Genomic DNA, 19,580 nt, shown 5'->3' with positions numbered 1-19,580 from the left:
TCTGAACCAGCGAGGTGCATTCATGACCGAATCCGTCGTCGGTGCGGCCGCCGTCTTCGAGCATCTCAACGGCAACCACGCCGACACGGTGCTCTTTCTCGCCCGATACCTCGCCGGCGACGATGCGTTGACGGATGCCGAACTCGTCACTGCCAGGGTCGGCGGTGTCGAAATTGATGTCTGCGGCACGGCCGGAACGAGGCGAGTTCGTGTTCCGGCACCTGCGCCGATCGCCACCACATCGGATCTCCACGGCCTGCTCATGGGCTGTGTTGGTGACGCCCGCGCTGCTGATCCCGACGGCGAGCTGACCTCGATCGAACGCGAGCTCGCAGTCCGGGACGCCATCCCGACACGCGTGGTCGAGGTGGTGGCGGTGAGTGATCGTGCGGACGGCCTCCGTCAGATCACGTTCGGAGGGCTCCGGGGGCACGTTGCATTGGGGCCCGACGACTTCTTCCTCGTGATCCGTCCCCGGGACGAAGCGGAACTGGACGCGCCGGTGTCGTTTGCCGACTACCGCAACCGCGCACCCGAGGATCAGCCCGGGTGGGCGTACTACACGTGCCGGGAGTTCCGTCCGGAGACCGGCGAACTCGACGTATGGGTCGTGCTCCATCATCACGATGGTCCGATTTCCGGTTGGGCTCGGCGAGCGACGGTCGGCGACAAAGTCGCGCTGTGGGGTCCTCGGCGATCCTTCGAGCCGCCGGTGGATACCTCGTCAGTCCTACTGGTTGGCGACGAGACCGGTCTCGGGGCCTTTGCTTCGATCCTCGACGCATACGCGCTGCGAGTTCCTGTCACGGTGGTGGTCGAATCCGACGACGGTCATCCCGTCATCGATCTGCCTGCCCGTCCGAAGGACACGGTCATCTGGGTCGCTCGTCGCGGCGAGCGAGGCGCGGGTGGGGCGCTCGTCGATGCGGTGCGCAAGCTCGACATCGAGGCCAGTGGGGTCTACGCATACGGCGCTGCGGAATCGCGTGAAATCACCGCGGTCCGCAAGCTTCTCCGCTCAGAACGAGAGATCCCTGGCGTGCGGGTCCAGATGGTCGGCTACTGGCGGCGCGCAGTGGCCGGGGATTGACGGCATTCTCGAGGTGGGCCGCCCTATCCGATCGTGTGGTCGCGAAGGAGCTTGGTCATCTCGATCACGTGGAGTTCCTCGGCGCCGATCTGGCTGCGGGCGTATTCCTCGAGGTAGATCGATTGGCCTTCGGCTCGTTCGAGCAGCTTTCGGTACAGCTCGAGTGCTCGGCGCTCATGAGCCACCGATTCGTGAAGGATGACCTCGATCGAATGGTCGTGCGACTCCTCGATCGGAGCGATCCCCTGTTCCGGGTGGCCGCCGAGTCCGGTCAGGATCTCACCTGCTTGTTGTGCGTGGAGGAGCGACTCGGTTGCCTGCGCTCGCATGAAGTCGACGAGCGGAATGCGATTCGGCCCGGTGATGACCAGTGAGTAGTGCGTGTAGCGCACGACCCCTGACAGTTCGGCCTTCATGATCTCGTTGAGGACCGGGACGAACCGGTCGGGATCGAACAGCGAGTTCACCATCGCATGCCTTTCGTGTTTCGGGGGTGGTGCCGACCGCTCATGCGATTCGACGTTGCGCTTTCGCCTGGGCCTTCGAACCGGCGAGTCGCCGCTGCAGGCGGTTGCTCACCGACCCTCCGGCAACGACTCGCAGGACATCGCGTCGTTCCTTGGCAGAACGTACCTTGGTGAGGACCACCGGCGTACCGTTGGCAGGTTTGATGGCGACGACAGGCCCGGCGCACGCCCCAATGCACTTGAGGCGGACGATCGGAATCGATCCGTCGAGGGAGCGCATGAGTGCGGTCGTCTCCGACCGATTGCGGCATGACTTGCCGTCGCACACGGCGACGATCGATGCGGGCGTCGAGGTCATCGCCGCACCATACCTCAGATGGTAGGCATTCTTTACATCTGTGGATCATTGTGTCGGCCGAGGCCGGAGGTAGAGGGCCGTCTCGCCGTTGTCGGAAGGGTCGTCCGAGTCACGCACCATCGCCGTGCCGATGCCCCGGCCGACGATCGTTGGATCGCCGAGCAGGTAGTCGATACCTGGCGACCTGGACGCATCGAACCCCGCGTCGGCAAGGATCTCGAGCCATGGGGGATGGTCGGCGATCCGGTATCGCTGGATGATGCCGACGTCCGTGTGACGGTGACCTACGACGAAGACCTCAGTCGGTGCCTCGCCACGGACTCGGGGGTCGTACTTCTCCTCGACGTCCGAGCGAGCGTGAGGGCTTCTCCACCAGGTCTGGACAGGCGGGCTCCCGAGCCAAGTGGTGAGCATGTCGAAGTCACACTCGGTCAGCCGTCGAAACGAGATCACCGTCGCAGTCTCGCGTGGCGCGCTGCCTATGGTGGCCGAATGCAATCTGCGACCGCGAAGCTCTGGGCATTGCAGAACAAGCACGATGGCGATCGCCGCCGCCTGTTCGTTGCCGTGAACCGCTACGTCGACGCAACTCGAGTGCTCTACCCGGGTTCGTTCGTCGATGTCGCCGCCTCGTTCGTCTTCCCGGAAGTGACCTACGTCGACATGGATCGCCGGGCGGCGAAGTTCTTTGCCGACGGCGAAGGAGTCGACGGCATCGTGGCCGCCAACCAGGTCAGTGGTGGGGAACGACTGGTCGAGTTCATCGGTGCGGACTACGGCGATGACCTCGGCCTGGCCGACGAGTCGTTCGATCTTCTGCTGTCGCTCTATGCAGGGTTCATCTCGGAACACTGCACCCGGTATCTCCGCATCGGAGGCCATCTTCTGGCCAATCCCAGCCACGGTGATGCGGCGATGGCCTCGATCGACGAGCGATACCGGTTGGCGGCAGTCGTCACCTCCAGTGGTGCGTCTGGCTACGGCGTCAGCGACCGCGACCTGGACTCGTACCTCGTGCCCAAGAAGCCCCAACCCGTCACCGTCGATCGACTGCACGAGCTCGGTCGAGGCATCGCCTACACCCGGTCGCCCTTCGCCTACCTCTTCCGGCGCGTTGCCTGAGCGGGCCGGTCGGGCGTCGGCAGTTCGGTCCCGCGGATACGAGCTTCGGCGAGCTCTCTTGTCACCAGTTCGCTGAAGGTCCGTCCTGCGGCTTCGAGAGCGGTGGTCGAACGCTGAGCTCGGCTGAGAACGAACGCGCCTTCCACCGTGGCCACGAAGACTTGAGCGAGCTGCGCAGCCCGTGCCTCGGGAAGGCCCGCCTCGCCGAGGTGTCGAGCCGAGGCGTCGATCCAGGAATCGAAGACTCCCGCTGTCGCGAGCCGCATCGGCTCGTTGGTGTTCGCCACCTCGCGTGCGACGCCGCCGATCGGGCAAGGGTCGATGAAGTCGGTTTCCTCGAGTACGGCGGCCGCTCCCGCGAAGAAGTCGGCGTAGGCCTGCGCTGGGTTGGATGCTGCACCGGCGATCGCCTCGAACAGCTCCCGATAGGCCGCCCCCGTGCTCTCGACGACGGCGACGGCCAGCGCTTCCTTGCCGCCAGGAAAGAAGTGATAGATCGATCCGATCGTGGCGTGCGAAGCCTCGGAGATCTGGCTCAGCGACGTGCCGTCTCGACACGCGACCCACCGAGGCATCGACGAGGCGACAGTGTTCGCTCAGCGCTTCGTCGACGAAGGCAATCAGTTCCAGATCGAGGACATCCTGGTGAACGGTCCGCCGTGGAACACTCGCATCGCCGTCCGGGCCCACGACTACCTCCCTGATGCGGACGGCGGTGGCGACCGCTACAACAACTGCGTCGTGATGTTCCTCGAAGTGCGGTGGGGCCGCCTGTTGCGCTGGGAGGACTACGAAGACACCGAACGCGTTGCCGCATGGGACGCAGCGAAGGCCAGCGCGGCGAACTCGTAGACCCTCTTGCGTCAGCGAGCGGCGCTGGCGCTGACGCATACTCGACACGTGACGTGGGCGAGTGCGGTATCCCAGCTTGCAGCGATCGAGGCAGGTGACGTCTCACCGTCCGAGCTTCGCGACCAGGGCATCGAGCGATGCGAGCGACTGGACCCGCAGCTCGGGTTCCTGGCCACCGACCTCTTCGACCGAGCGCCATCCGGTATACCGATGTTGTTGAAAGACGCCGGGCAGGAGATCGCCGGCACGCCTCATTGGGTGGGGGTGGCGGCACTTCGGGATGCCGGGTGCCGATCGATGTCCACGACGCCGTTGCCCGAACGCTTCGAGCACGCCGGGTTCTCGATCATCGGCAAGTCGGCGTGTCCGCCGCTGTCGAACGGTGTCACCACCGAACCGCCCGGATTCGCACCGACTCGGAACCCGTGGGACGTCGGAATGTCGGTCGGAGGATCGAGCGGGGGAGCGGCGGCCGCCGTCGCCTGCGGTGCGGTCCCCATCGCACACGGCTCGGATGCCACGGGATCGCTTCGGTTCCCGGCTGCGCTGTGTGGCGTTGCCACCCTCGTGCCGACGGCGGGAACGATCGAGTCGGTCGCTCCCGCCGGGCAGCCCCCGAGTCCGTGGTGGCGAGACTTCGTGCTCGCTCGGGACGCTCGAGACCTGGAACTGATGCTGGGACTCCTCGCTCCGGAATCGTCGCCCGCCCCGGTCGTTGCCCGCCAGCGTCGCGCTAGCGTGCTCGATCACGATCCTGAGCTCGGCATGGTCGTAGAGCCCGAGTGTCGGCAGGCGGTCCGAACGGTGGCCGCACTGCTCGAGGATCTGGGCTGGGTGGTCGATGAGCGCTGGCCACCAGCACTCGATTCGTTGTGGCAACGAGTGGGCGCGGCACTGGGAGTGGTGAGCGACGCGACTCGGCCGCCGGTCTTCGAATGGGTTGCGGGTCGCCTCGGTCGTCGCCTGACCGAGGATGAACTTCCCGCCGAGGTCTTCGCTGCTGCGGCACGAGACGCAGGTCGGTCAACAGAGGATCGGTCGAAAGCCGGCGCAACGATCGAGGCGGTTGTCGCCCCGATCGCCGATTGGTTTCGCGAGGTCGATGTCCTGATCACGCCGGCCACGTTTCAGGCCGGCTGGCCGCTGGGAATCGAGCCCGGTGTCACGCAATGCGGCACGCTCGCGGCACCGTTCAGCCTGAGCGGGCATCCGAGCGTGGTGGTTCCCGTGCCATTGACACCTGGACGTGCGCCGGTCGGCGTGCAGATCGTCGGACGCCATGGTTCCGACGGCGCACTCCTCCGCCTGCTGATCGAGCTCCAAGACTGTTTCGACTGGTTGGCCCATCGGCCCGACATTTTCGCCTGACGACGTTTGGCTCGGACATGTCGTTCCATCACGAACGCACAGTCGTGACACTTTGCTCGACCTTCAGCTCCCACACGCGATGCTCGACCGCATCGCGTCCCTCACCCCATACGCTCCGATCCGCACCGTCGTGAACACCCACGCCAACGGCGACCACTGCTACGGCAACCAGTTGTTGGCGGGGCCGGGCGTCGAGTTCGTCACTTCCGATGCGACCAGCCACGAAATCGGCGAAGTGCCGGCTGCGAGCCTCAACGGTCTGGTCAATGGGACCACCGGACTCGTCGGCGAGTTCCTCCGCGCCGCCTTCGGATCGTTCGACTTCTCGGGCATCGACGTCCCGCCGGTGACCACCACGTTCACTGGTCGCACGAACGTGACCGTCGGTGGTCGAACGGTCGAGCTGATCGGCAACTGGATCGCCGCCTGCGACCTCAATGCCGAGCTGGAGCCAGCGGTGATCGTTCCCGGACACGGCCCCCTCACCGACACCGCCGGCGCCAACGAAGTGGGCGAATACCTCCGGCTCGTTCGCGACGGCGTGACCGCACGCCACGCCGCCGGACTGGATCCTCGAGCGGCCTCGCTCGACCTCGACACCGAGATCAACGGCACTCGCTTCTGGAACTGGTCTGACCGCGAGCGGCTCGTCGCCACCGTGCACACCATGTGGAAGGAGCTCGAACCGGGCTACTCGCCGCCCGACGTCATGTCGGTGTTCCAGATGATGGCGGCCGACTGGAAGCAGGCCCAATCGCCGTCGTGAGCCGGCACCGGGAGCGGCATCGATCGTCGAGCAGCGGCGGCGGACGCCTACGCTCGTCGTCATGTACGACCCGGTGAAAGACGGTGTGGCCAAGTCTGTCGACTCGGTTGTCTACCGCGAGGCGGCGCCGCCGGCGGCGCTTGCCGACCTCGTGCACTGCTTCTGGGAGTTGCGCACCGAGCGAGAGCTGGCGGAGGACTTCACGCTCCACGCCATGCCCGACGCCTGCGTCAACCTGTTGTTCGACCAGGTCGACCCCCGGATCGCCGGGGTGACCCAGCTCTACACCACCCCCACCACCCTCCCGCTGGGCCGGTCGTTCCACTACGCCGGCATCCAGTTCTTCCCCGGCGTCTGGCGCGGCGACCCTGAAGCGACCGTCGACCACTACGTCGGTGAACCGTATGGCGGCGACCTGGCGTTGGTCTCGGTGGGGACAGCGGCTGCCGAGCTCGAGTTCGACTCGAAGACGACGCTGTTCGCCGACTTCGTCGGGTCGCTCGTCGCCGACGGCTTGGTTGCCTCGAACCCGGTGACCGCGGCCATCCTCACTCGGCTGGACGAGATCACGAGCGTGGCGGACATGGCGGCGGTTGCCGCCCTCTCGCCCCGCCAGCTCCAACGGACACTGAAGGCAACCACCGGCTTTGCGCCGCACGACCTGCTGAAGGTGTTGCGGATCCAACAGTCGTTCCGTCGCGACTACCTCCTGCTCTTCACCGACCAGTCGCACTTCACCCACTCGTTCCGACATGTCACCGGGTACACGCCGGGCCGGTTCTCGAAGACCTTCGATGTCTGAGATCTACAATCCTTCACCCGCCGCATGCGCTTGAGTTGTCCGAGAAGGCACACCGCCTTCACCAACGAAGGGACAACACCCATGCGAAAGATCGGCTGGTTCGACATCTACGTCGACGACATGGAACGGGCTCAGAAGTTCTACGAGACCGTGCTCGACACGACCCTGACGACCATGAACGACCCGAACGACTCCACCGCCCGGATGCGGGCGTTCGGCGACGACTTCATCTCCCACGGCGCAGGCGGCGCGCTGGTCAAGCTGGCGTACGCACAACCTGGCCCCGGAGGCTCGATGGTCTACTTTGCGTGCGACGACTGTGCAGTCGAAGAAGCCCGAGTCGCTGCGGCCGGCGGTTCGGTCGTGCGCCCGAAGTTCGCGATCGGGGATCACGGATTCGTGTCGATCGTCGCCGACACCGAGGGCAACCTGGTCGGGCTCCATTCCGTGGCGGCGTGAGCCGGGCAACGCCGACCTCGTGCGCCAGGGTCGGGTGTGTGGAACGCTGGTCGTCGTGGCCGCACTCGATCATGTCGTGATCCACGTCGACGATTGGGAGTCGACGATACGGTTCTACACCGGGTTGCTGGGCGTCGACACGATGCCGAGCCCGGAGGCGTGTACCGGCGGGAGGATCTCGATCTGCTCGAACTCGAGGCGAACTCGGCCGACCACGTCTTCAGCTCGCTCGCTCCGCACTACGTTCGCGACCTCGACCGGCTGATCGCACAGATAGCCGGGGCAATGCGGCCTGGAGGATCGCTGGTGTTCTCCGTCGAACACCCGATCTACAGCGCCCCGACCAACCAGTCGTTCGTGACGACTGACGGCGGCGATCGCGTCTGGCCGCTCGACAACTATCTCGTCGAGGGGGAGCGGACACGAACATGGTTCGTCGACGGCGTCATCAAACAGCACCGGACGATCGCCACGTATGTGAACACCCTTGTTGCCGTCGGGCTCACCGTCGAGCAGCTCGTCGAATGGGGACCAACTGCTGCGGCGATCGAAGCTCGTCCCGAGCTCGCCGAGGACCTGGATCGACCATGGTTCTTGCTGCTGCGGGCCGACAAACCGGGCGAAGGGTGACCGGCCGTAGGCGTGCTTGCAGCTCTGATCCCTGATCTTGTCCTACCAGGTCGAGCTCCACACCGTCAGGGTTCCCCGGTCGTCCTCGATGTTGCCTGAGTGGAGCAGACCGATGCGGCGATCGACCGGTCGTTCGTCGACCGGATCGTTGCATAGACGGCGTAGCCAGCCCGCCATGCAGTGGCGAGCGCAGCGGAAGCGGCCTCGGTGGCATAGCCGTGGTTCCAGTGGTCGGAATACACCACGTAGCCGAGCTCCAGACGCCCCGCTCGATCGCCGGCGAAGAAGCCGCAGAATCCGATGATGGGCGTCGTCGCTACGAGTTCCACTGCCCACATGCTGAAGCCGAGATGCGGCTCGTCCTCGATTCGCCGTTCCACCCAGCGCTCACTGTCTTCACGGCTCGAGTGGCCCCACGACACGTCAGCCACGGTCGGCGGATGGCTGTTCACGGCGAAGACGGTGTCGACATCGACTCGGCGGACCGGTCGCATCGCCAGTCGTTCTGTTCTGATCGGGTACGTCATGCCGATGGACCCTCGGATGAGCGCCGTTTCCCGGTGCGCTCGTTTTCTCTAGAGTTGCTCGCGTCGCTACCAGCGTCCCGTGCTGCGGTGATGAATCGGGCGACGACGTCGTGATCCTTCTCGCCCGGCGAGACTTCGACACCGGTGGCGACGTCGACGCCCCAGGGACGGACCAGGCGAATGGCGTCGGCGACGTTCTCCGGTCGTAGCCCGCCGGCCAAGAGGATCCGGTGGTCGGAGGTGAGCGCGCCGACCTTGGTCCAGTCGAAGCTGGTCCCACTGCCAGGGTCGGGGCCATCGAGCATGATGATGTCTGCCGCGTTGACTGCGAAGTCGAGTGAGCCGAGCCGCCGGGCATCGAGCGCCAGGATCGTCCGAGGGACCGCAGCGGCGACGGCGGCGACCTGCTCGGGTGTGGCGTCGTGGAGTTGGGCGGCGTCGAGGCCGTGACGCTCGACCGATTCGATGATCTCGGCGGTGGAGTGCCTCCGGTAGACCCCCACGGTCTGTACATGGTCGGGCGTCGCCTCGATGATCGCACGAGCCGTGTCGTGGTCGATGCGGCGGGAGGACGCAGGGACGAAGTTGAGGCCGATGGCGTCGGCGCCAACGCGTGCCGCGGCAACAGCGTCGGCGGGACGAGTGATGCCGCAGATCTTCACGAACACCCGGTCGACCGTACATGGCAGGGTCCTTTGCGGTCGCTTGATTACGACCCGGAGCGCCAAGACGTTGCGACCATCGGACGACGTCGAAGCGACGTTCGGCTGACGACCGCCGACATCGTCATCCCGCAAAGTGATCTCCACGAGCCGGACCGCACGGACCGGCAACGAACAGGAGAGACCGAGATGACCACGACCCTCAGCCGCCCCACCGCAACCGGGATCGATCCCACGAAGGCCGGTTCGGCGGCGAAGAAGAAGCGCAGCGCGCTGGCTCGGTCCGGTATGGCCCTCGCCGCTGTTGTTGCGACACTCGGCGGCGTGGTGGCCTACTCGTATGCCTCCACCATGGCCGACATTGCAGCCCACGAGGACCGAGTTGTCGCCGTCGCCGAGTCGGCGGGTCCCGTGGTCTACGACACCGGAGCAGAGGTGCCCGAGCCGGTGGCTCGATGGATCGAGGCGACCTTCGATGATCCGAGCGCGATCGAGCCGATGACGGTGAGCTTCGGGTTCGAGGGCGATTTCCGTCGTCCGCTCACCGAAGGCTTCAACTCCGTGAGCGGGTCGCAGATCGTTGCCGCCAACGAGCCGGCCCTGGTCTTCTCGGCGACGACCACGATGGTCCCCGGGCTCTTCGCCGTCGCCTACGACGCCTACGTCGAGGGAGAGATGGAGATGAAGGCCAAGATCGAATCGACGATCACCGTGGTCAACGAACGTGAAACGCCGGAGCTGAATCGCACGTCGCTCCAGCGCTGGTTGCTGATGTCGCCGCTCTACCCGACGTCGCTGCTTCCGGGCGGCCAGGTCACCTGGGAGGCCGTCGACGACGACCATGCCCGGGCCACCATCGCCGCCCATGGCGAAGAGGCCTCGTTGTTGTTCACCTTCGGGGCTGATGGGCGCATCACCTCGGTCGATGCCGAGACCGACGGCGACCTGACGACCTCGTACCACGGGTCTGGCGAGCACTTCGGCGTCAGTGACTACCGGTCGATCGACGGCGTGCAGATCCCCCATACGTTCCAGGTGGCTCGGGCAGCCGGAGGCATCACCTATCCCTTCCTCGAGGCCTCGCTCACCGACTATCAGCTCGACTGAACCGAACGCAGTTCACCTACACGCTGGACGGGGTCTCACTTCGGTGAGGCCCCGTCTGTCGCTACCCCTCGTTGCTGATCTCGCCGCCGAGACTGGCTCAGACCACGACGTCGAACGATGCTTCGGCGAGGACGTGTCCGGCGATCTGCAGTTCGACTCGGTGGGTGCCGGCTCGGTAGGTCCGAGTGCTGGCCTGTTGGATGAGGCGGCGCTTGGTGAGGCGGCGCTCTGCGTTGGGATCGAGATCGATCGTGCTCCACTTGAACACCTTCGCCGAGGTTGCACCTGATGCCGTCACGTGGTGCACCACGAAGTCGACGACGAGTCGCTGAGCCACCTCGCTGGTCGAGCGGATCGTGGCAGAAAGGTTGATGTGTTCCCCCATCCCGACGCTCGCCGGTGCGACGTCGAAGTGCTCGACCACTACCTGAGGGTCGGTGTCGAAACCCAAAAGGGCAAGTGCACCCGGGACACCCTGCTTCACGAGCGTCCGAAGGGCGTGAGCGACCATCCGCCGATCGGTCTGCGGCTCAGTGACCCACGTGGACAGCGTGTCGATGACGAGTTCCGGATGTGCCTTGGCGACGTCGTTCAAATGGTTCGCCACCGAGCGGCGGACCGTCTCGGACGGATCGTGGCGGAGGCGGTCGAGAAGCGCGAGCCCGGGGCCCGGGTCGTCGAGCAGTTGTTGCACGCTTGCGCCCCATGGAAGCCGTGGTCGGGTTCCCTCCGACGGCAGTCGTCGCACTCGGTCGTCGTCGTGCTCGGTGAAGGTGAGCAGCTGTGCGTAGGTCGCGTCGAAGTGGTCCCTCAGGAAGGGTCGAACGGCGAACTCGCAACTCATCCGCTTCGTGACGTGCTCCATCGCAGCGAGCGCGTCGACCGGACACGACAACCCGAAGAGCTCGATGACGGCCGCCAGTGGCCACGCCGCCCATCCCTCGACGGCGGGCTCGCAACGAGCGACCTCGACCACCGCCGACAGGGACGCGGCGGCATCTCGCTCGCCGAGCGACCGCCACAACTCGCGAGCGATCGCCTCGATGCGTGCCTTCAGCTCCAGGCTCTCGAGTTGCGGTGTCGTCCGGTCACGGAACCCGTCGGCGTCGAAGTGTGGGTCGACCGCTGCGAAGCGCTGTGCCAGATCGTCGACGACCGTTGCGTCGACCGAGTCCTTCAGTGCAGCGGGCATCGGCGCGACGGTAGCGGAGCAGGCCAGCCTCCGGTCGACAGTGCAGAATGCCGGGATGACGAACAACACCGCAGGCACCGACTTCGAGGGTGCAACGTTGGACAGGGTCAGCTTCAAGGGCGCCACCTTTCGCTCGTGTGATGTGAGCGGGGTGACGATGCGAAGTGTCGATGTGAGCGGTCTCGACATCGACAGTCATGACTTGATGTTCGGCACGCTCATCGTGAACGGCGTCGACGTGGTCCCGCTGGTCGAGGCCGAGCTCAACCGGCAGTTCCCCGGCCGCGAGCTCCAGAAGTCGCAGACCCCCGAGGGACTGCGGGACGGCTGGGTTGCGGTGCAGGCGGCGTGGGACGTGACGGTGGCAAGCAGGCCTGCCGAACTCATCGATGCTCAGGTCGACGACGAGTGGTCGCTGGCGCAGACCCTGCGCCATCTGGTGCTGGCAACCGACGCCTGGCTCCGTGGCGGGGTCTTGGCGATCGAGCAGCCCTTCCACGAGATCGGTCAGATCTTCAGCGGCGCTGCGGAGATGGGCTTCGACGTGTCGATCTTCCGGACGGACGTGCCCACGTTCGCCGAGATCCTCGCCGTGCGGGCGGAACGTCAGCAGATGGTCACCGACTTCCTCGCTGACGTCACACCGGAGCTCCTTGCCGAGGAGCGAGCCAACCCGTGGGGTGGCGACGACTGGCGGCCCACCGTCGGCGACTGCCTCCGGGTGATCCTCGAAGAGGAGTGGGCGCACCTTCGCTACATCCGACGAGACCTCGCCGTGCTGGCAACGGTCTCCGACTGACTTGTTCAATCCCGGCGAGATTCCCCGACCGAACGGACCGCAGCCACCAGTCGGTCGGTCGCCTCGAGTGCGGGAAAGTGGCCGACGTCGTCCAGATGCTCCACCCGAGCGGCTGGCAATGCCTCCTGCCAGATCTTCAGGATGTCGGCTCGGAAGGCGATGTCCATCATGCCCCACAACAGGACGGTCTCGATCCCGCGGAGGTTCGCTCGTCGATCCCACAGTGACGCCAGCCAGTCGGACGAGCCGATGATCTCGCGAGGGAAGACCCACATGCCACGTCGCTCGTTCGGGCGGGTGTGGACGCCGGTGAACTCTGCAGCGATCGTGGCACTCCATGGTGTCCGCGTGCCCCAAGCTCGTTTCGGGACCTGCGCAGCGAAGAAGTTGAACCGGGTGGTGAGGGCTCGTCCGATGGGGCCACCCATGAACCAGCTGAAGCCTCGGTAGTACGCCGACCGCCGGACCGACCACAACCAGGTGTTCGTGATGACGAGCCCGGTCACCCGTTCGGGATGGTCGAGCACCCACGACAGCCCGATCGGGCCTCCCCAGTCACCGACCACCATCGTGACGTCGCGGAGATCGAGCGCGTCCAGTAGCGCAGCAAGGTTGTCGGCGTGGTGCGCCGGCAGGTAGTCCCAGTCGGTCGGCTTGTCCGAGTGTCCGAAGCCGAGATGGTCGACAGCGATGCAGCGATGCGACGATGACAGCTCGGCGATCGCCGGGACGAACTCGGCGGAGCTGGAGGGGTTGCCGTGGACGAAGACCACTGGGGAACCGGTGCCGATGTCGAGGTAGTGCATCTGCCCGGCGGGCAGATCGAACGTCTTGTGTTTGCGGGCGGGCTGCTCGGACATGAGGACTCCGTGGTGTCGCGTCGGATCTGATGTGTACCCGACGAGCGAGGTCCCCGCAGATGGACATGGACATGCAAAGCGTGAGCGTCTGATCACAGCGGCCCCAGGCCGAGAAGGGCGACTAGTGTCGACGGCAACGGGTCCGCGTCCGACAGTTCACTCGTTCCGTCGAGGCACAGTCCTGCACAGAGGGGGAACAGGTATGGACGAAGCGGTTGAGACTCCAGAGGGTTCGATTTCCTACAGTGTGAGGGGCTCAGGTGAGCCGATCGTGCTGCTGCCGGGGTTCCAGAGCAGCTCGGTCGCCTGGATCATGTACGGCTACCCCGAGGAGCTTGGGTCGTATCGGTTGATCATGATCGACCCGCTCGGGCACGGGAAGACTGAGATGAGCCACAACCCATCGGACTACATGATCGAGAAGGTGGTTCGCCACGTGACTGCGGTACTCGATGCCGAGGGCATCGACCGTGCTCCGCTGGTCGGCTTCTCTCGCGGCGGCATGATCGCGGCCCACATGGTCGACCTCGCTCCGGAGCGGCTTTCTGGCGCCATCATTGGGGCAGCTCCCTTGGGCAGGGCCCGTGACGACATCGCATCGCTCGACGATGGGTTGGAGTCGCTCCTGGCGGGCGACTGGGCTGGCTATTGGGACACGTACCCGGTGCCGCTCCCTGCCGAGCTGATGCGTCGGTTCGAGGAGGTGAACGACCCGAAGGCCAACGGAGCGGCGCTACAGGCGCTCGGCCGATGGCCCGACGAGAATCCAAGTGAGGGACTCGGGGCATCGGACGTGCCGCGCCTCGTCTACTTCGGCTCAGGCGAGGTGTTCGCCGACTCCCTCAGAAGTGAACTGGTCGACAAAGGTGTCGCCTTCGTGGAGCGAGATTGGGCGGGACACGCAGAAACCATGAGTGACGCCACGGGCGTGTCGGCCATCATCGCAGCGTTCGTCGCAACCCTGTAGGTGATCATCCGCCGGCGAACTGTCCCGTTTCGAGCCCAACCCTACGAACTGTCCGCACTGGAGCTCAGAATCGGGCTTCAGTGTGGACAGTTCGCACGAATGGGCTTCAGGCTCGACAGTTGGCATGGCAGATGCGCCACCGGCGGGTGGCGACTGGCTGCACGTCGAGATCTTCTCGATCGACGACGCCACGACTGGCGTCTGGCTCTCTAGCGACTGGAACTGATTGGCGGAATCGGTACGGACGATGCGAGCGATCTAGGGTCCGCTCGTGGACTTCGACATACCTGCTGACATCCAAGACCTCCTCGACCGACTCGATCAGTTCATCGAGGACGAGATCAAGCCGCTCGAGCGAGAGAACGACAACATTCGCTTCTTCGACCATCGTCGAGAAGACAGCCGCACCGACTGGGATCGCGACGGGTGGCCCAACGAGGAGTGGGAACAGCTCCTGCGCGAGATGCGGCGTCGAGCCGACGCCGCCGGGTTCCTTCGCTATCACCTTCCCGAACGCTTCGGCGGACAAGACGGCTCGAACCTGGGCATGGCGATCATCCGGGAACACCTGGCGACCAAGGGTCTCGGACTGCACAACGATCTGCAGAACGAGTCGTCGGTCGTCGGCAACTTCCCGACGGTGCTGATGATGGAGAAGTACGGATCGGAAGCGCAGCAGGAGTACTGGATCCCCAAGATGCTGGCCGGCGAGGCACGGATTGGCTTCGGCCTGACCGAGCCGATGGCTGGCACCGACGCCACGCGGATGCAGACCACGGCGTACCGAGACGGCGACGAATGGGTGATCAACGGTGCGAAGCGGTGGAACACCGGTATGCACGCCGCCACCCACGACTACGTGTTCGCCCGCACCTCCGGCGAGCCCGGCGAGGCCAACGGCATCTCGAACTTCATCGTCCCGACCGACACCCCGGGCTTCAAGGTCGAGTTCATGTGGTGGACCTACAACATGCCGACGGACCACGCCGAGGTCACACTGACCGATGTCCGGGTCAAGGACGCCGACCTGCTCGGCCCCGAGGGATTGGGTTTGGCGACCGCCCAGCTCTTCGTGCACGAGAACCGCATCCGCCAGGCAGCATCGTCGCTGGGTGCGGCGCAGTACTGCATCAACGAGGCCGTCAAGTACGCCCGGGAGCGGCAGATCCACAACCGCCCGCTGTCAGCCAATCAGGCGATCCAGTGGCCCCTGATCGAGCTGCACACCGAGGCGGCGATGCTGCGCGAGCTGATCCGCAAGACGGCGTGGCAGCTCGACCAGATCGACGACGCCACCGAGATCAGCGACAAGGTGGCCATGTGCAACTATCGGGCCAACCGTCTCGTCGGTGAGGCCGCCGACCGCGCGATCCAGGTGCACGGCGGCATCGGCTACAGCCGCCACATGCCGTTCGAGCACATCTTCCGCCACCATCGCCGCTACCGGATCACCGAAGGGAGCGAGGAGATGCAGATGCGTCGGGTCGGTCAGTACCTGTTCGGCTACGGCGGGGACAACAAGATGTTCGAGACGCCGTCGTTCGGGTCCCGTTTCAACAGCGTGCAGCGGGGCGGCCCGGCAAGCTGGCTCGACTGACCCACGATGCCTTGATCGTCGTGGCCGGGGTCAGGCCCAGCGAGCGGCAGCCTGCTCGCCGGATCTGATCGCGGCGTCGATCCCCGGTCCGTGGAACGCTGCGCCGGCGAGCGCGATGTGCGACGCCGACAGCGTTTCCTCGAGTGCCGCCACGTCGGAGCGGAACGTCTCGTTGAACACCGGGAGGGCGTCGGCCCAGCGAGTGATCCACGTTCGTCGCGGTGCGTCGGTGATCCCGAGCAACCGGCTGAGCGCGGCCTCGCCGCGCGCTTGCCAGCCGGCGTCGTCGAGCCCGCCGAGGTCGTCGGGGTCCGGTCGGAAGAAGACTCGGATGGCGGCGCTGGTGTCGGGAGCTCGGCCGGCGAACTTGGCACTGGTGAACGCGCACGCCCGCATGCCGTGTTCTTGGAGACCCTCGGCCACCACGATCCCGGTGCCGTCGAGCGGATGGGGCACCGATCCGCGGTCGTAGCCGAGCTCGACGGTGACGCTGCTCAGCATCGGGGCGGCGGCAAGCGGATGGCTCGAGTCGCCGAGGACGGGGTGCAGGAGTCGCCCGGCGGCCGCCGAGGTGGTGGCGACGATGGCGGCGTCGGCGTCGACGCCACCATCGCCCACGCGGAGGCGGACGCCATCGGCGGATGCGTCGACGCCGTCGACCGTCGTGTCGAGATGGATCGTGGCGTTGTCACCGACGCGGTGACCCAGGGCATCGATCAGACTGCCCATGCCATCGCGGAAGGTTCGGATGCCCTTGCCCAGATCGCCCGCCGGCACCTGGAAGCCGAGGAACCGGGCCGCCTCGCCGGGCGCCAATGCCTGGAGCGAGCCGTCGTAGCCGTAGGACGTGACCTGGGACTGCTCGATGAGCTCATCGGCCATGCCGACGGCATCGGCGAGTGCGGGCACGGCGGCACTGCGGGCCACGAACCCCTCGGCTCCCCGCTCGATGACGAAGCCGTCGGTGCGATCGGTCCAGATCTGTCCACCGAGCCGATCCGACGCCTCGAAGACCGTCACCTGATGCCGCTCGGCCAACCTCAGGGCAGCCGTCAAACCCGACAAGCCGCCGCCGATGATTGCGATGTGCGCCATGCGCCGACTCTATCGGTGGGCTGCGTCAGGCCCAGCCGAGTTCGTCGAGCCGATCGTCGTCGATGCCCAGGTGGTGGGCCAGTTCGTGAACCACGGTGACTCGAACCTCGTGGCGCAGCTCGTCGAGGTCGGCGCACATGTCGCACAACGCGAGCCGGTACAGGGTGACGGTGTCGGGCAGTTCCATGAAGCCGTAGTCGTCGCGCTCGGTCCGGGGAACACCCCGATACAGGCCCAGCAGGTCCTCCGGATGCTCGTCGTCGATCAGGATGGCGACGTTGTCGAGCAGATCGAGCACCTCGTCGGGGAGCCCGTCGATGGCGTCGACCACGAGGGCCTCGAAGCTCGATTCGGGGATCGGCTGCATCGCGGTGGTCGCCGTGTCGGTGGTACCGGACGCCCGATCAGGCGCCGAGCGTACGGGTGAAGTCGTCGGGGATGACGAGGTCGTCGCGGCTCAGCTCACTCACGCTCGACTTGCACAGGGCAAGGAGTGTCGAATCGATCCCGCTTCGCATGATGTCGAGGACGTTCTCGACACCGGCCTGGCCGTTGGCGGCGAGGCCCCATAGGTAGGCGCGACCGATCATCACGGCCCGAGCGCCGAGCGCCAACGCCTTGACCACGTCGCTCCCGCGGCGGATGCCGCTGTCGAACACGACCTCGATGTCGTCGCCGACTGCGTCGACGATGGACGGCAGCATTCGGATGGCTCCGGGGGTGCCGTCGAGATTGTTGCCGCCGTGGGTCGACACCGAGATGGCGGCGACACCGGCGTCGGCGGCCGACCGGGCGTCGTCAACTCGGGTGATGCCCTTCAGCATCAGCGGCCCGCCCCACTCCTTCACGATCCAGGCGACGTCGTCCCACGTGGGCGGAGGTGTGCCCATCCACTCGCCATACGCCGCGAAGAAACCGGGCGTCGCTTGACCGGGCAGGGTCATGTTGGGCACGGTCAGGTCCGGCAGCTCGCGCCGACGCGCCCACTCGAGCAGCCACTGCGGCCGGATCACCGTCTCGGGTCCGAACTTGATGGCGGTCTTCAGGTCGATGTGTTCGGGAATGGCCGGGCTGCCCCAATCGCGATGATGGGAGAACGACCAGTCGAGGGTGAGGATCAGGCCGACGGCGCCAGCGTTGCGGGCCCGATCGAGCCGAACAGCGATGTCGTCACGCGACCCGCACCAGTAGACCTGGAAGAACAACTGCGGGTTGGCCTCGATGACCTCCTCGATCGGCTTGGACGCGAACGAGCTCAGTCCCATCGCCGTGCCCCGAGCCGCGGCGGCCCGAGCGACGGCGACCTCGCCGTCGGGGTGGACCGCCTGCACGCCGGTGGGGGAGATGATCACGGGCATCGAGATCGGTTGCCCCATGATGATGGTGGCAAGGTCGCGGGTGGGCGAGTTGCCGGCCACGTGCGGGGCGAAGCCGAGCTCGGCGAAGGCGTCGACGTTGTCGGACACCGTGATGCCACGTTCGGATCCGGCAAGGAGGGCGCTGTACACCGAACGGGGGAGGCGGCGCTTGGCGCGACGTTGGGCTTCGGCGACGGTCTCGAACCAGGGGTTGCTCATGATGCTTTCGGTGGGGAGGGGGAATTCGCGGAGGTCGGGTCGAGCAGGTCAGCCCAGCTCGTTGGCTATCAGTAGACACCAGACAGCTGGTGGATCGAAACTCGGCCCGGCCGAGGCGGGCTTTTCCTCGCAGCCCAGGCGTGCTGCTCACACGGTCCGGTACCGTCCCCGATCGTGAAGACCTTGATGAGCTCGGCAATCGACCAGATCGCGATCGAAGACCTCGAGCCGCGTCCGATGGGAGCTCGAGACGTTCGGGTGCGTCTGGAGGCGAGCGGACTGTGCCACACCGACGCCTCGGTCTTGTCGGGCGATATCCCCGGTGAGCGTCCGATCGTGCTGGGGCACGAGGGTGTTGGTGTCGTGGAAGCGGTCGGGTCGGCGACCACACGGTTGTCGGTCGGCCAACGGGTCATCCTGTCGGCCATACCGTCCTGCGGCACCTGCTTCTACTGCTCGAGGGCGCAGCCCTACCTGTGTGAACGGTCGAGGGCGACCCGCAAACCGTCCTTCGTTGCCGCCGATGGCACGGCCGTGCACGGTGTCTCCGGTCTCGGGACCTTTGCCGAGACGATGGTCGTCGACGAGGCAGCCGCCGTCGCCGTCGACACCGACCTTCCCGCCGACCAGCTGTCGGTGGTGGGCTGTGCCGTACTGACCGGCACGGGCGCCGCCCTGAACACTGCCGATCTGCAACCTGGCCAGACGGTCGCCGTCATTGGCGCCGGAGGCATCGGACTGGCGGCGATCCAAGGGGCACGGATCCGCAACGCCGGCGCGATCGTCGCCATCGATCCCTCCGAGGCAGCACGTGCCGCAGCGTTGACTGTCGGCGCGACGCATGTCTTCGAGTCGGGCGCCGCTGCTGCCGACACGATCGGCGCACTGACCGCCGGACGCGGCGTCGACACCGCATTCGACTGCGTCGGTCGACCGACGACGCTCGAGGCGGCATGGCCGCTGGTCCGCAAGGGCGGCGACCTGGTCGTGATCGGGGTCCCCGTTGCCGGTGACCACAACCCGATCCCGATGGTCGAGCTGGTGCGCAACGCAAAGCGGATCGTCGGGGTGATGTACGGCTCGTCATCGATGCATCGCGACATCCCGCTGTTCGTCCGTCTCGCCGAAACCGGACAGCTCGACCTCGGCGCCCTGATCGGCGATCACGTCGACATCGAGGGCATGCACGGTGTGCTCTGCGGTGGCCATCACGGCGCCGGTCGCACCGTCATCGACTGGCCGAGCTGAACCCGTAGCGGTCGTGTCGTCAGCTGGTGGCCTGG

General features: G+C 66.1%; 24 protein-coding genes. 13 read left to right on the top strand and 11 right to left on the bottom strand.

Annotation, left to right across the window (positions count from 1 at the left end; genetic code table 11):
* Window positions 1-22: 22 nt before the first annotated feature.
* Window positions 23-1,090 (top strand): SIP domain-containing protein, encoded by a 1,068-nt coding sequence (locus tag R2733_06650; GenBank protein ID MEZ5376180.1) that lies wholly within the window; start codon window positions 23-25, stop codon window positions 1,088-1,090.
* A 23-nt stretch (window positions 1,091-1,113) separates the two neighbouring features.
* Here R2733_06650 and R2733_06645 read toward each other — a convergent pair whose 3' ends face one another.
* Genes R2733_06645 through R2733_06635 form a run of 3 tightly spaced genes read right to left on the bottom strand, consistent with a single transcriptional unit; the run spans window position 1,114 to window position 2,368 of the window.
* Window positions 1,114-1,557, bottom strand: coding sequence for a ferritin-like domain-containing protein (locus R2733_06645; protein ID MEZ5376179.1), 444 nt, complete (start codon window positions 1,555-1,557; stop codon window positions 1,114-1,116).
* Between the two features lie 40 nt (window positions 1,558-1,597).
* Complete coding sequence (locus R2733_06640) at window positions 1,598-1,915, bottom strand: hypothetical protein (protein ID MEZ5376178.1); 318 nt, start codon at window positions 1,913-1,915, stop codon at window positions 1,598-1,600.
* 45 nt (window positions 1,916-1,960) lie between these two features.
* Window positions 1,961-2,368, bottom strand: coding sequence for a GNAT family N-acetyltransferase (locus R2733_06635; protein MEZ5376177.1), 408 nt, complete (start codon window positions 2,366-2,368; stop codon window positions 1,961-1,963).
* A gap of 39 nt (window positions 2,369-2,407) precedes the next feature.
* Here R2733_06635 and R2733_06630 point away from each other — a divergent pair, with 39 nt between their 5' ends.
* Window positions 2,408-3,037, top strand: coding sequence for a hypothetical protein (locus tag R2733_06630; GenBank protein MEZ5376176.1), 630 nt, complete (start codon window positions 2,408-2,410; stop codon window positions 3,035-3,037).
* Here the strand turns inward: R2733_06630 and R2733_06625 are convergent.
* Window positions 3,013-3,612, bottom strand: coding sequence for a TetR family transcriptional regulator C-terminal domain-containing protein (locus R2733_06625; GenBank protein MEZ5376175.1), 600 nt, complete (start codon window positions 3,610-3,612; stop codon window positions 3,013-3,015). The two genes, R2733_06630 and R2733_06625, sit on opposite strands and share 25 nt — an antisense overlap.
* Window positions 3,613-3,625: 13 nt before the next feature.
* Here R2733_06625 and R2733_06620 point away from each other — a divergent pair, with 13 nt between their 5' ends.
* The 6 genes from R2733_06620 (at window position 3,626) to R2733_06595 (ending at window position 7,914) form a co-directional block, all read left to right on the top strand.
* The gene (locus tag R2733_06620) at window positions 3,626-3,889 is read left to right on the top strand and encodes a hypothetical protein (GenBank protein MEZ5376174.1); all 264 of its coding nucleotides are present in this window, start codon (window positions 3,626-3,628) and stop codon (window positions 3,887-3,889) included.
* Window positions 3,890-3,937: 48 nt separating this feature from the next.
* Window positions 3,938-5,257, top strand: coding sequence for an amidase (locus R2733_06615; protein ID MEZ5376173.1), 1,320 nt, complete (start codon window positions 3,938-3,940; stop codon window positions 5,255-5,257).
* Window positions 5,258-5,336: 79 nt separating this feature from the next.
* Window positions 5,337-6,023 (top strand): hypothetical protein, encoded by a 687-nt coding sequence (locus R2733_06610; protein ID MEZ5376172.1) that lies wholly within the window; start codon window positions 5,337-5,339, stop codon window positions 6,021-6,023.
* A 61-nt stretch (window positions 6,024-6,084) separates the two neighbouring features.
* Entirely contained in the window at window positions 6,085-6,825 is a 741-nt protein-coding gene (locus R2733_06605; protein ID MEZ5376171.1) for an AraC family transcriptional regulator, read from the top strand.
* Between the two features lie 81 nt (window positions 6,826-6,906).
* The gene (locus tag R2733_06600; protein ID MEZ5376170.1) at window positions 6,907-7,284 is read left to right on the top strand and encodes a VOC family protein; all 378 of its coding nucleotides are present in this window, start codon (window positions 6,907-6,909) and stop codon (window positions 7,282-7,284) included.
* Between the two features lie 36 nt (window positions 7,285-7,320).
* Window positions 7,321-7,914, top strand: coding sequence for a methyltransferase domain-containing protein (locus R2733_06595; protein ID MEZ5376169.1), 594 nt, complete (start codon window positions 7,321-7,323; stop codon window positions 7,912-7,914).
* Between the two features lie 65 nt (window positions 7,915-7,979).
* On the opposite strand, the gene R2733_06590 is transcribed toward R2733_06595, so the two are convergent.
* Both R2733_06590 and R2733_06585 read right to left on the bottom strand, forming a co-directional pair.
* Window positions 7,980-8,441: a GNAT family N-acetyltransferase gene (locus R2733_06590; protein MEZ5376168.1), complete on the bottom strand. Its 462-nt coding sequence runs from the start codon at window positions 8,439-8,441 to the stop codon at window positions 7,980-7,982.
* Entirely contained in the window at window positions 8,438-9,109 is a 672-nt protein-coding gene (locus R2733_06585; protein MEZ5376167.1) for a phosphoribosylanthranilate isomerase, read from the bottom strand. Before R2733_06585 ends, R2733_06590 begins: the two co-directional genes overlap by 4 nt.
* 183 nt (window positions 9,110-9,292) lie before the next feature.
* Between R2733_06585 and R2733_06580 the strand changes: the two genes are divergently transcribed.
* Window positions 9,293-10,210, top strand: a complete 918-nt coding sequence (locus tag R2733_06580) for a DUF6544 family protein (protein ID MEZ5376166.1) — start codon at window positions 9,293-9,295, stop codon at window positions 10,208-10,210.
* 97 nt (window positions 10,211-10,307) lie between these two features.
* Here the strand turns inward: R2733_06580 and R2733_06575 are convergent, their stop codons facing one another.
* Window positions 10,308-11,402, bottom strand: a complete 1,095-nt coding sequence (locus R2733_06575) for a hypothetical protein (protein ID MEZ5376165.1) — start codon at window positions 11,400-11,402, stop codon at window positions 10,308-10,310.
* 55 nt (window positions 11,403-11,457) lie between these two features.
* Here R2733_06575 and R2733_06570 point away from each other — a divergent pair, with 55 nt between their 5' ends.
* Window positions 11,458-12,201 carry a DinB family protein gene (locus R2733_06570; protein MEZ5376164.1) on the top strand — a complete coding sequence of 248 codons (744 nt, stop codon included), beginning with the start codon at window positions 11,458-11,460 and terminating at the stop codon, window positions 12,199-12,201.
* A gap of 5 nt (window positions 12,202-12,206) precedes the next feature.
* Here R2733_06570 and R2733_06565 read toward each other — a convergent pair whose 3' ends face one another.
* On the bottom strand, window positions 12,207-13,061 hold the full coding sequence (locus tag R2733_06565; protein ID MEZ5376163.1) for an alpha/beta fold hydrolase: 855 nt from the start codon (window positions 13,059-13,061) through the stop codon (window positions 12,207-12,209).
* 271 nt (window positions 13,062-13,332) lie between these two features.
* Between R2733_06565 and R2733_06560 the strand changes: the two genes are divergently transcribed.
* A complete protein-coding gene (locus R2733_06560) occupies window positions 13,333-14,028 on the top strand; it encodes an alpha/beta fold hydrolase (protein MEZ5376162.1) in 696 nt (231 codons plus the stop codon).
* Between the two features lie 271 nt (window positions 14,029-14,299).
* The gene (locus R2733_06555) at window positions 14,300-15,625 is read left to right on the top strand and encodes an acyl-CoA dehydrogenase (protein MEZ5376161.1); all 1,326 of its coding nucleotides are present in this window, start codon (window positions 14,300-14,302) and stop codon (window positions 15,623-15,625) included.
* 30 nt (window positions 15,626-15,655) lie between these two features.
* Here R2733_06555 and R2733_06550 read toward each other — a convergent pair whose 3' ends face one another.
* Genes R2733_06550 through mftD form a run of 3 tightly spaced genes read right to left on the bottom strand, consistent with a single transcriptional unit; the run spans window position 15,656 to window position 18,297 of the window.
* Complete coding sequence (locus R2733_06550) at window positions 15,656-16,720, bottom strand: FAD-dependent oxidoreductase (GenBank protein MEZ5376160.1); 1,065 nt, start codon at window positions 16,718-16,720, stop codon at window positions 15,656-15,658.
* A gap of 25 nt (window positions 16,721-16,745) precedes the next feature.
* Entirely contained in the window at window positions 16,746-17,087 is a 342-nt protein-coding gene (locus R2733_06545; GenBank protein MEZ5376159.1) for a metallopeptidase family protein, read from the bottom strand.
* Window positions 17,088-17,124: 37 nt separating this feature from the next.
* Window positions 17,125-18,297 (bottom strand): pre-mycofactocin synthase MftD, encoded by a 1,173-nt coding sequence (gene mftD / locus R2733_06540; GenBank protein MEZ5376158.1) that lies wholly within the window; start codon window positions 18,295-18,297, stop codon window positions 17,125-17,127.
* A gap of 174 nt (window positions 18,298-18,471) precedes the next feature.
* Between mftD and R2733_06535 the strand changes: the two genes are divergently transcribed.
* Window positions 18,472-19,545 carry a zinc-binding dehydrogenase gene (locus R2733_06535; GenBank protein MEZ5376157.1) on the top strand — a complete coding sequence of 358 codons (1,074 nt, stop codon included), beginning with the start codon at window positions 18,472-18,474 and terminating at the stop codon, window positions 19,543-19,545.
* Window positions 19,546-19,580 lie beyond the last annotated feature (35 nt).

The sequence above is a fragment of the Acidimicrobiales bacterium genome (assembly GCA_041394265.1).
Classification (GTDB): Bacteria; Actinomycetota; Acidimicrobiia; order Acidimicrobiales; family SZUA-35; genus JBBQUN01.
Note: the sequence above shows the minus strand (reverse complement) of the source record. Positions and strands in the feature narration are given on the sequence as shown.

Bases quoted from the DNA above. Each gene is read 5' to 3' on its own strand.
- R2733_06650 (MEZ5376180.1), top strand. From the start codon at position 23: ATGACCGAATCCGTCGTCGGTGCGGCCGCCGTCTTCGAGCATCTCAAC.
- R2733_06640 (MEZ5376178.1), bottom strand. From the start codon at position 1,915: ATGACCTCGACGCCCGCATCGATCGTCGCCGTGTGCGACGGCAAGTCA.
- R2733_06630 (MEZ5376176.1), top strand. From the start codon at position 2,408: ATGCAATCTGCGACCGCGAAGCTCTGGGCATTGCAGAACAAGCACGAT.
- R2733_06625 (MEZ5376175.1), bottom strand. From the start codon at position 3,612: ATGCCTCGGTGGGTCGCGTGTCGAGACGGCACGTCGCTGAGCCAGATC.
- R2733_06610 (MEZ5376172.1), top strand. From the start codon at position 5,337: ATGCTCGACCGCATCGCGTCCCTCACCCCATACGCTCCGATCCGCACC.
- R2733_06605 (MEZ5376171.1), top strand. From the start codon at position 6,085: ATGTACGACCCGGTGAAAGACGGTGTGGCCAAGTCTGTCGACTCGGTT.
- R2733_06600 (MEZ5376170.1), top strand. From the start codon at position 6,907: ATGCGAAAGATCGGCTGGTTCGACATCTACGTCGACGACATGGAACGG.
- R2733_06590 (MEZ5376168.1), bottom strand. From the start codon at position 8,441: ATGACGTACCCGATCAGAACAGAACGACTGGCGATGCGACCGGTCCGC.
- R2733_06580 (MEZ5376166.1), top strand. From the start codon at position 9,293: ATGACCACGACCCTCAGCCGCCCCACCGCAACCGGGATCGATCCCACG.
- R2733_06575 (MEZ5376165.1), bottom strand. From the start codon at position 11,402: ATGCCCGCTGCACTGAAGGACTCGGTCGACGCAACGGTCGTCGACGAT.
- R2733_06570 (MEZ5376164.1), top strand. From the start codon at position 11,458: ATGACGAACAACACCGCAGGCACCGACTTCGAGGGTGCAACGTTGGAC.
- R2733_06565 (MEZ5376163.1), bottom strand. From the start codon at position 13,061: ATGTCCGAGCAGCCCGCCCGCAAACACAAGACGTTCGATCTGCCCGCC.
- R2733_06550 (MEZ5376160.1), bottom strand. From the start codon at position 16,720: ATGGCGCACATCGCAATCATCGGCGGCGGCTTGTCGGGTTTGACGGCT.
- R2733_06545 (MEZ5376159.1), bottom strand. From the start codon at position 17,087: ATGCAGCCGATCCCCGAATCGAGCTTCGAGGCCCTCGTGGTCGACGCC.
- mftD (MEZ5376158.1), bottom strand. From the start codon at position 18,297: ATGAGCAACCCCTGGTTCGAGACCGTCGCCGAAGCCCAACGTCGCGCC.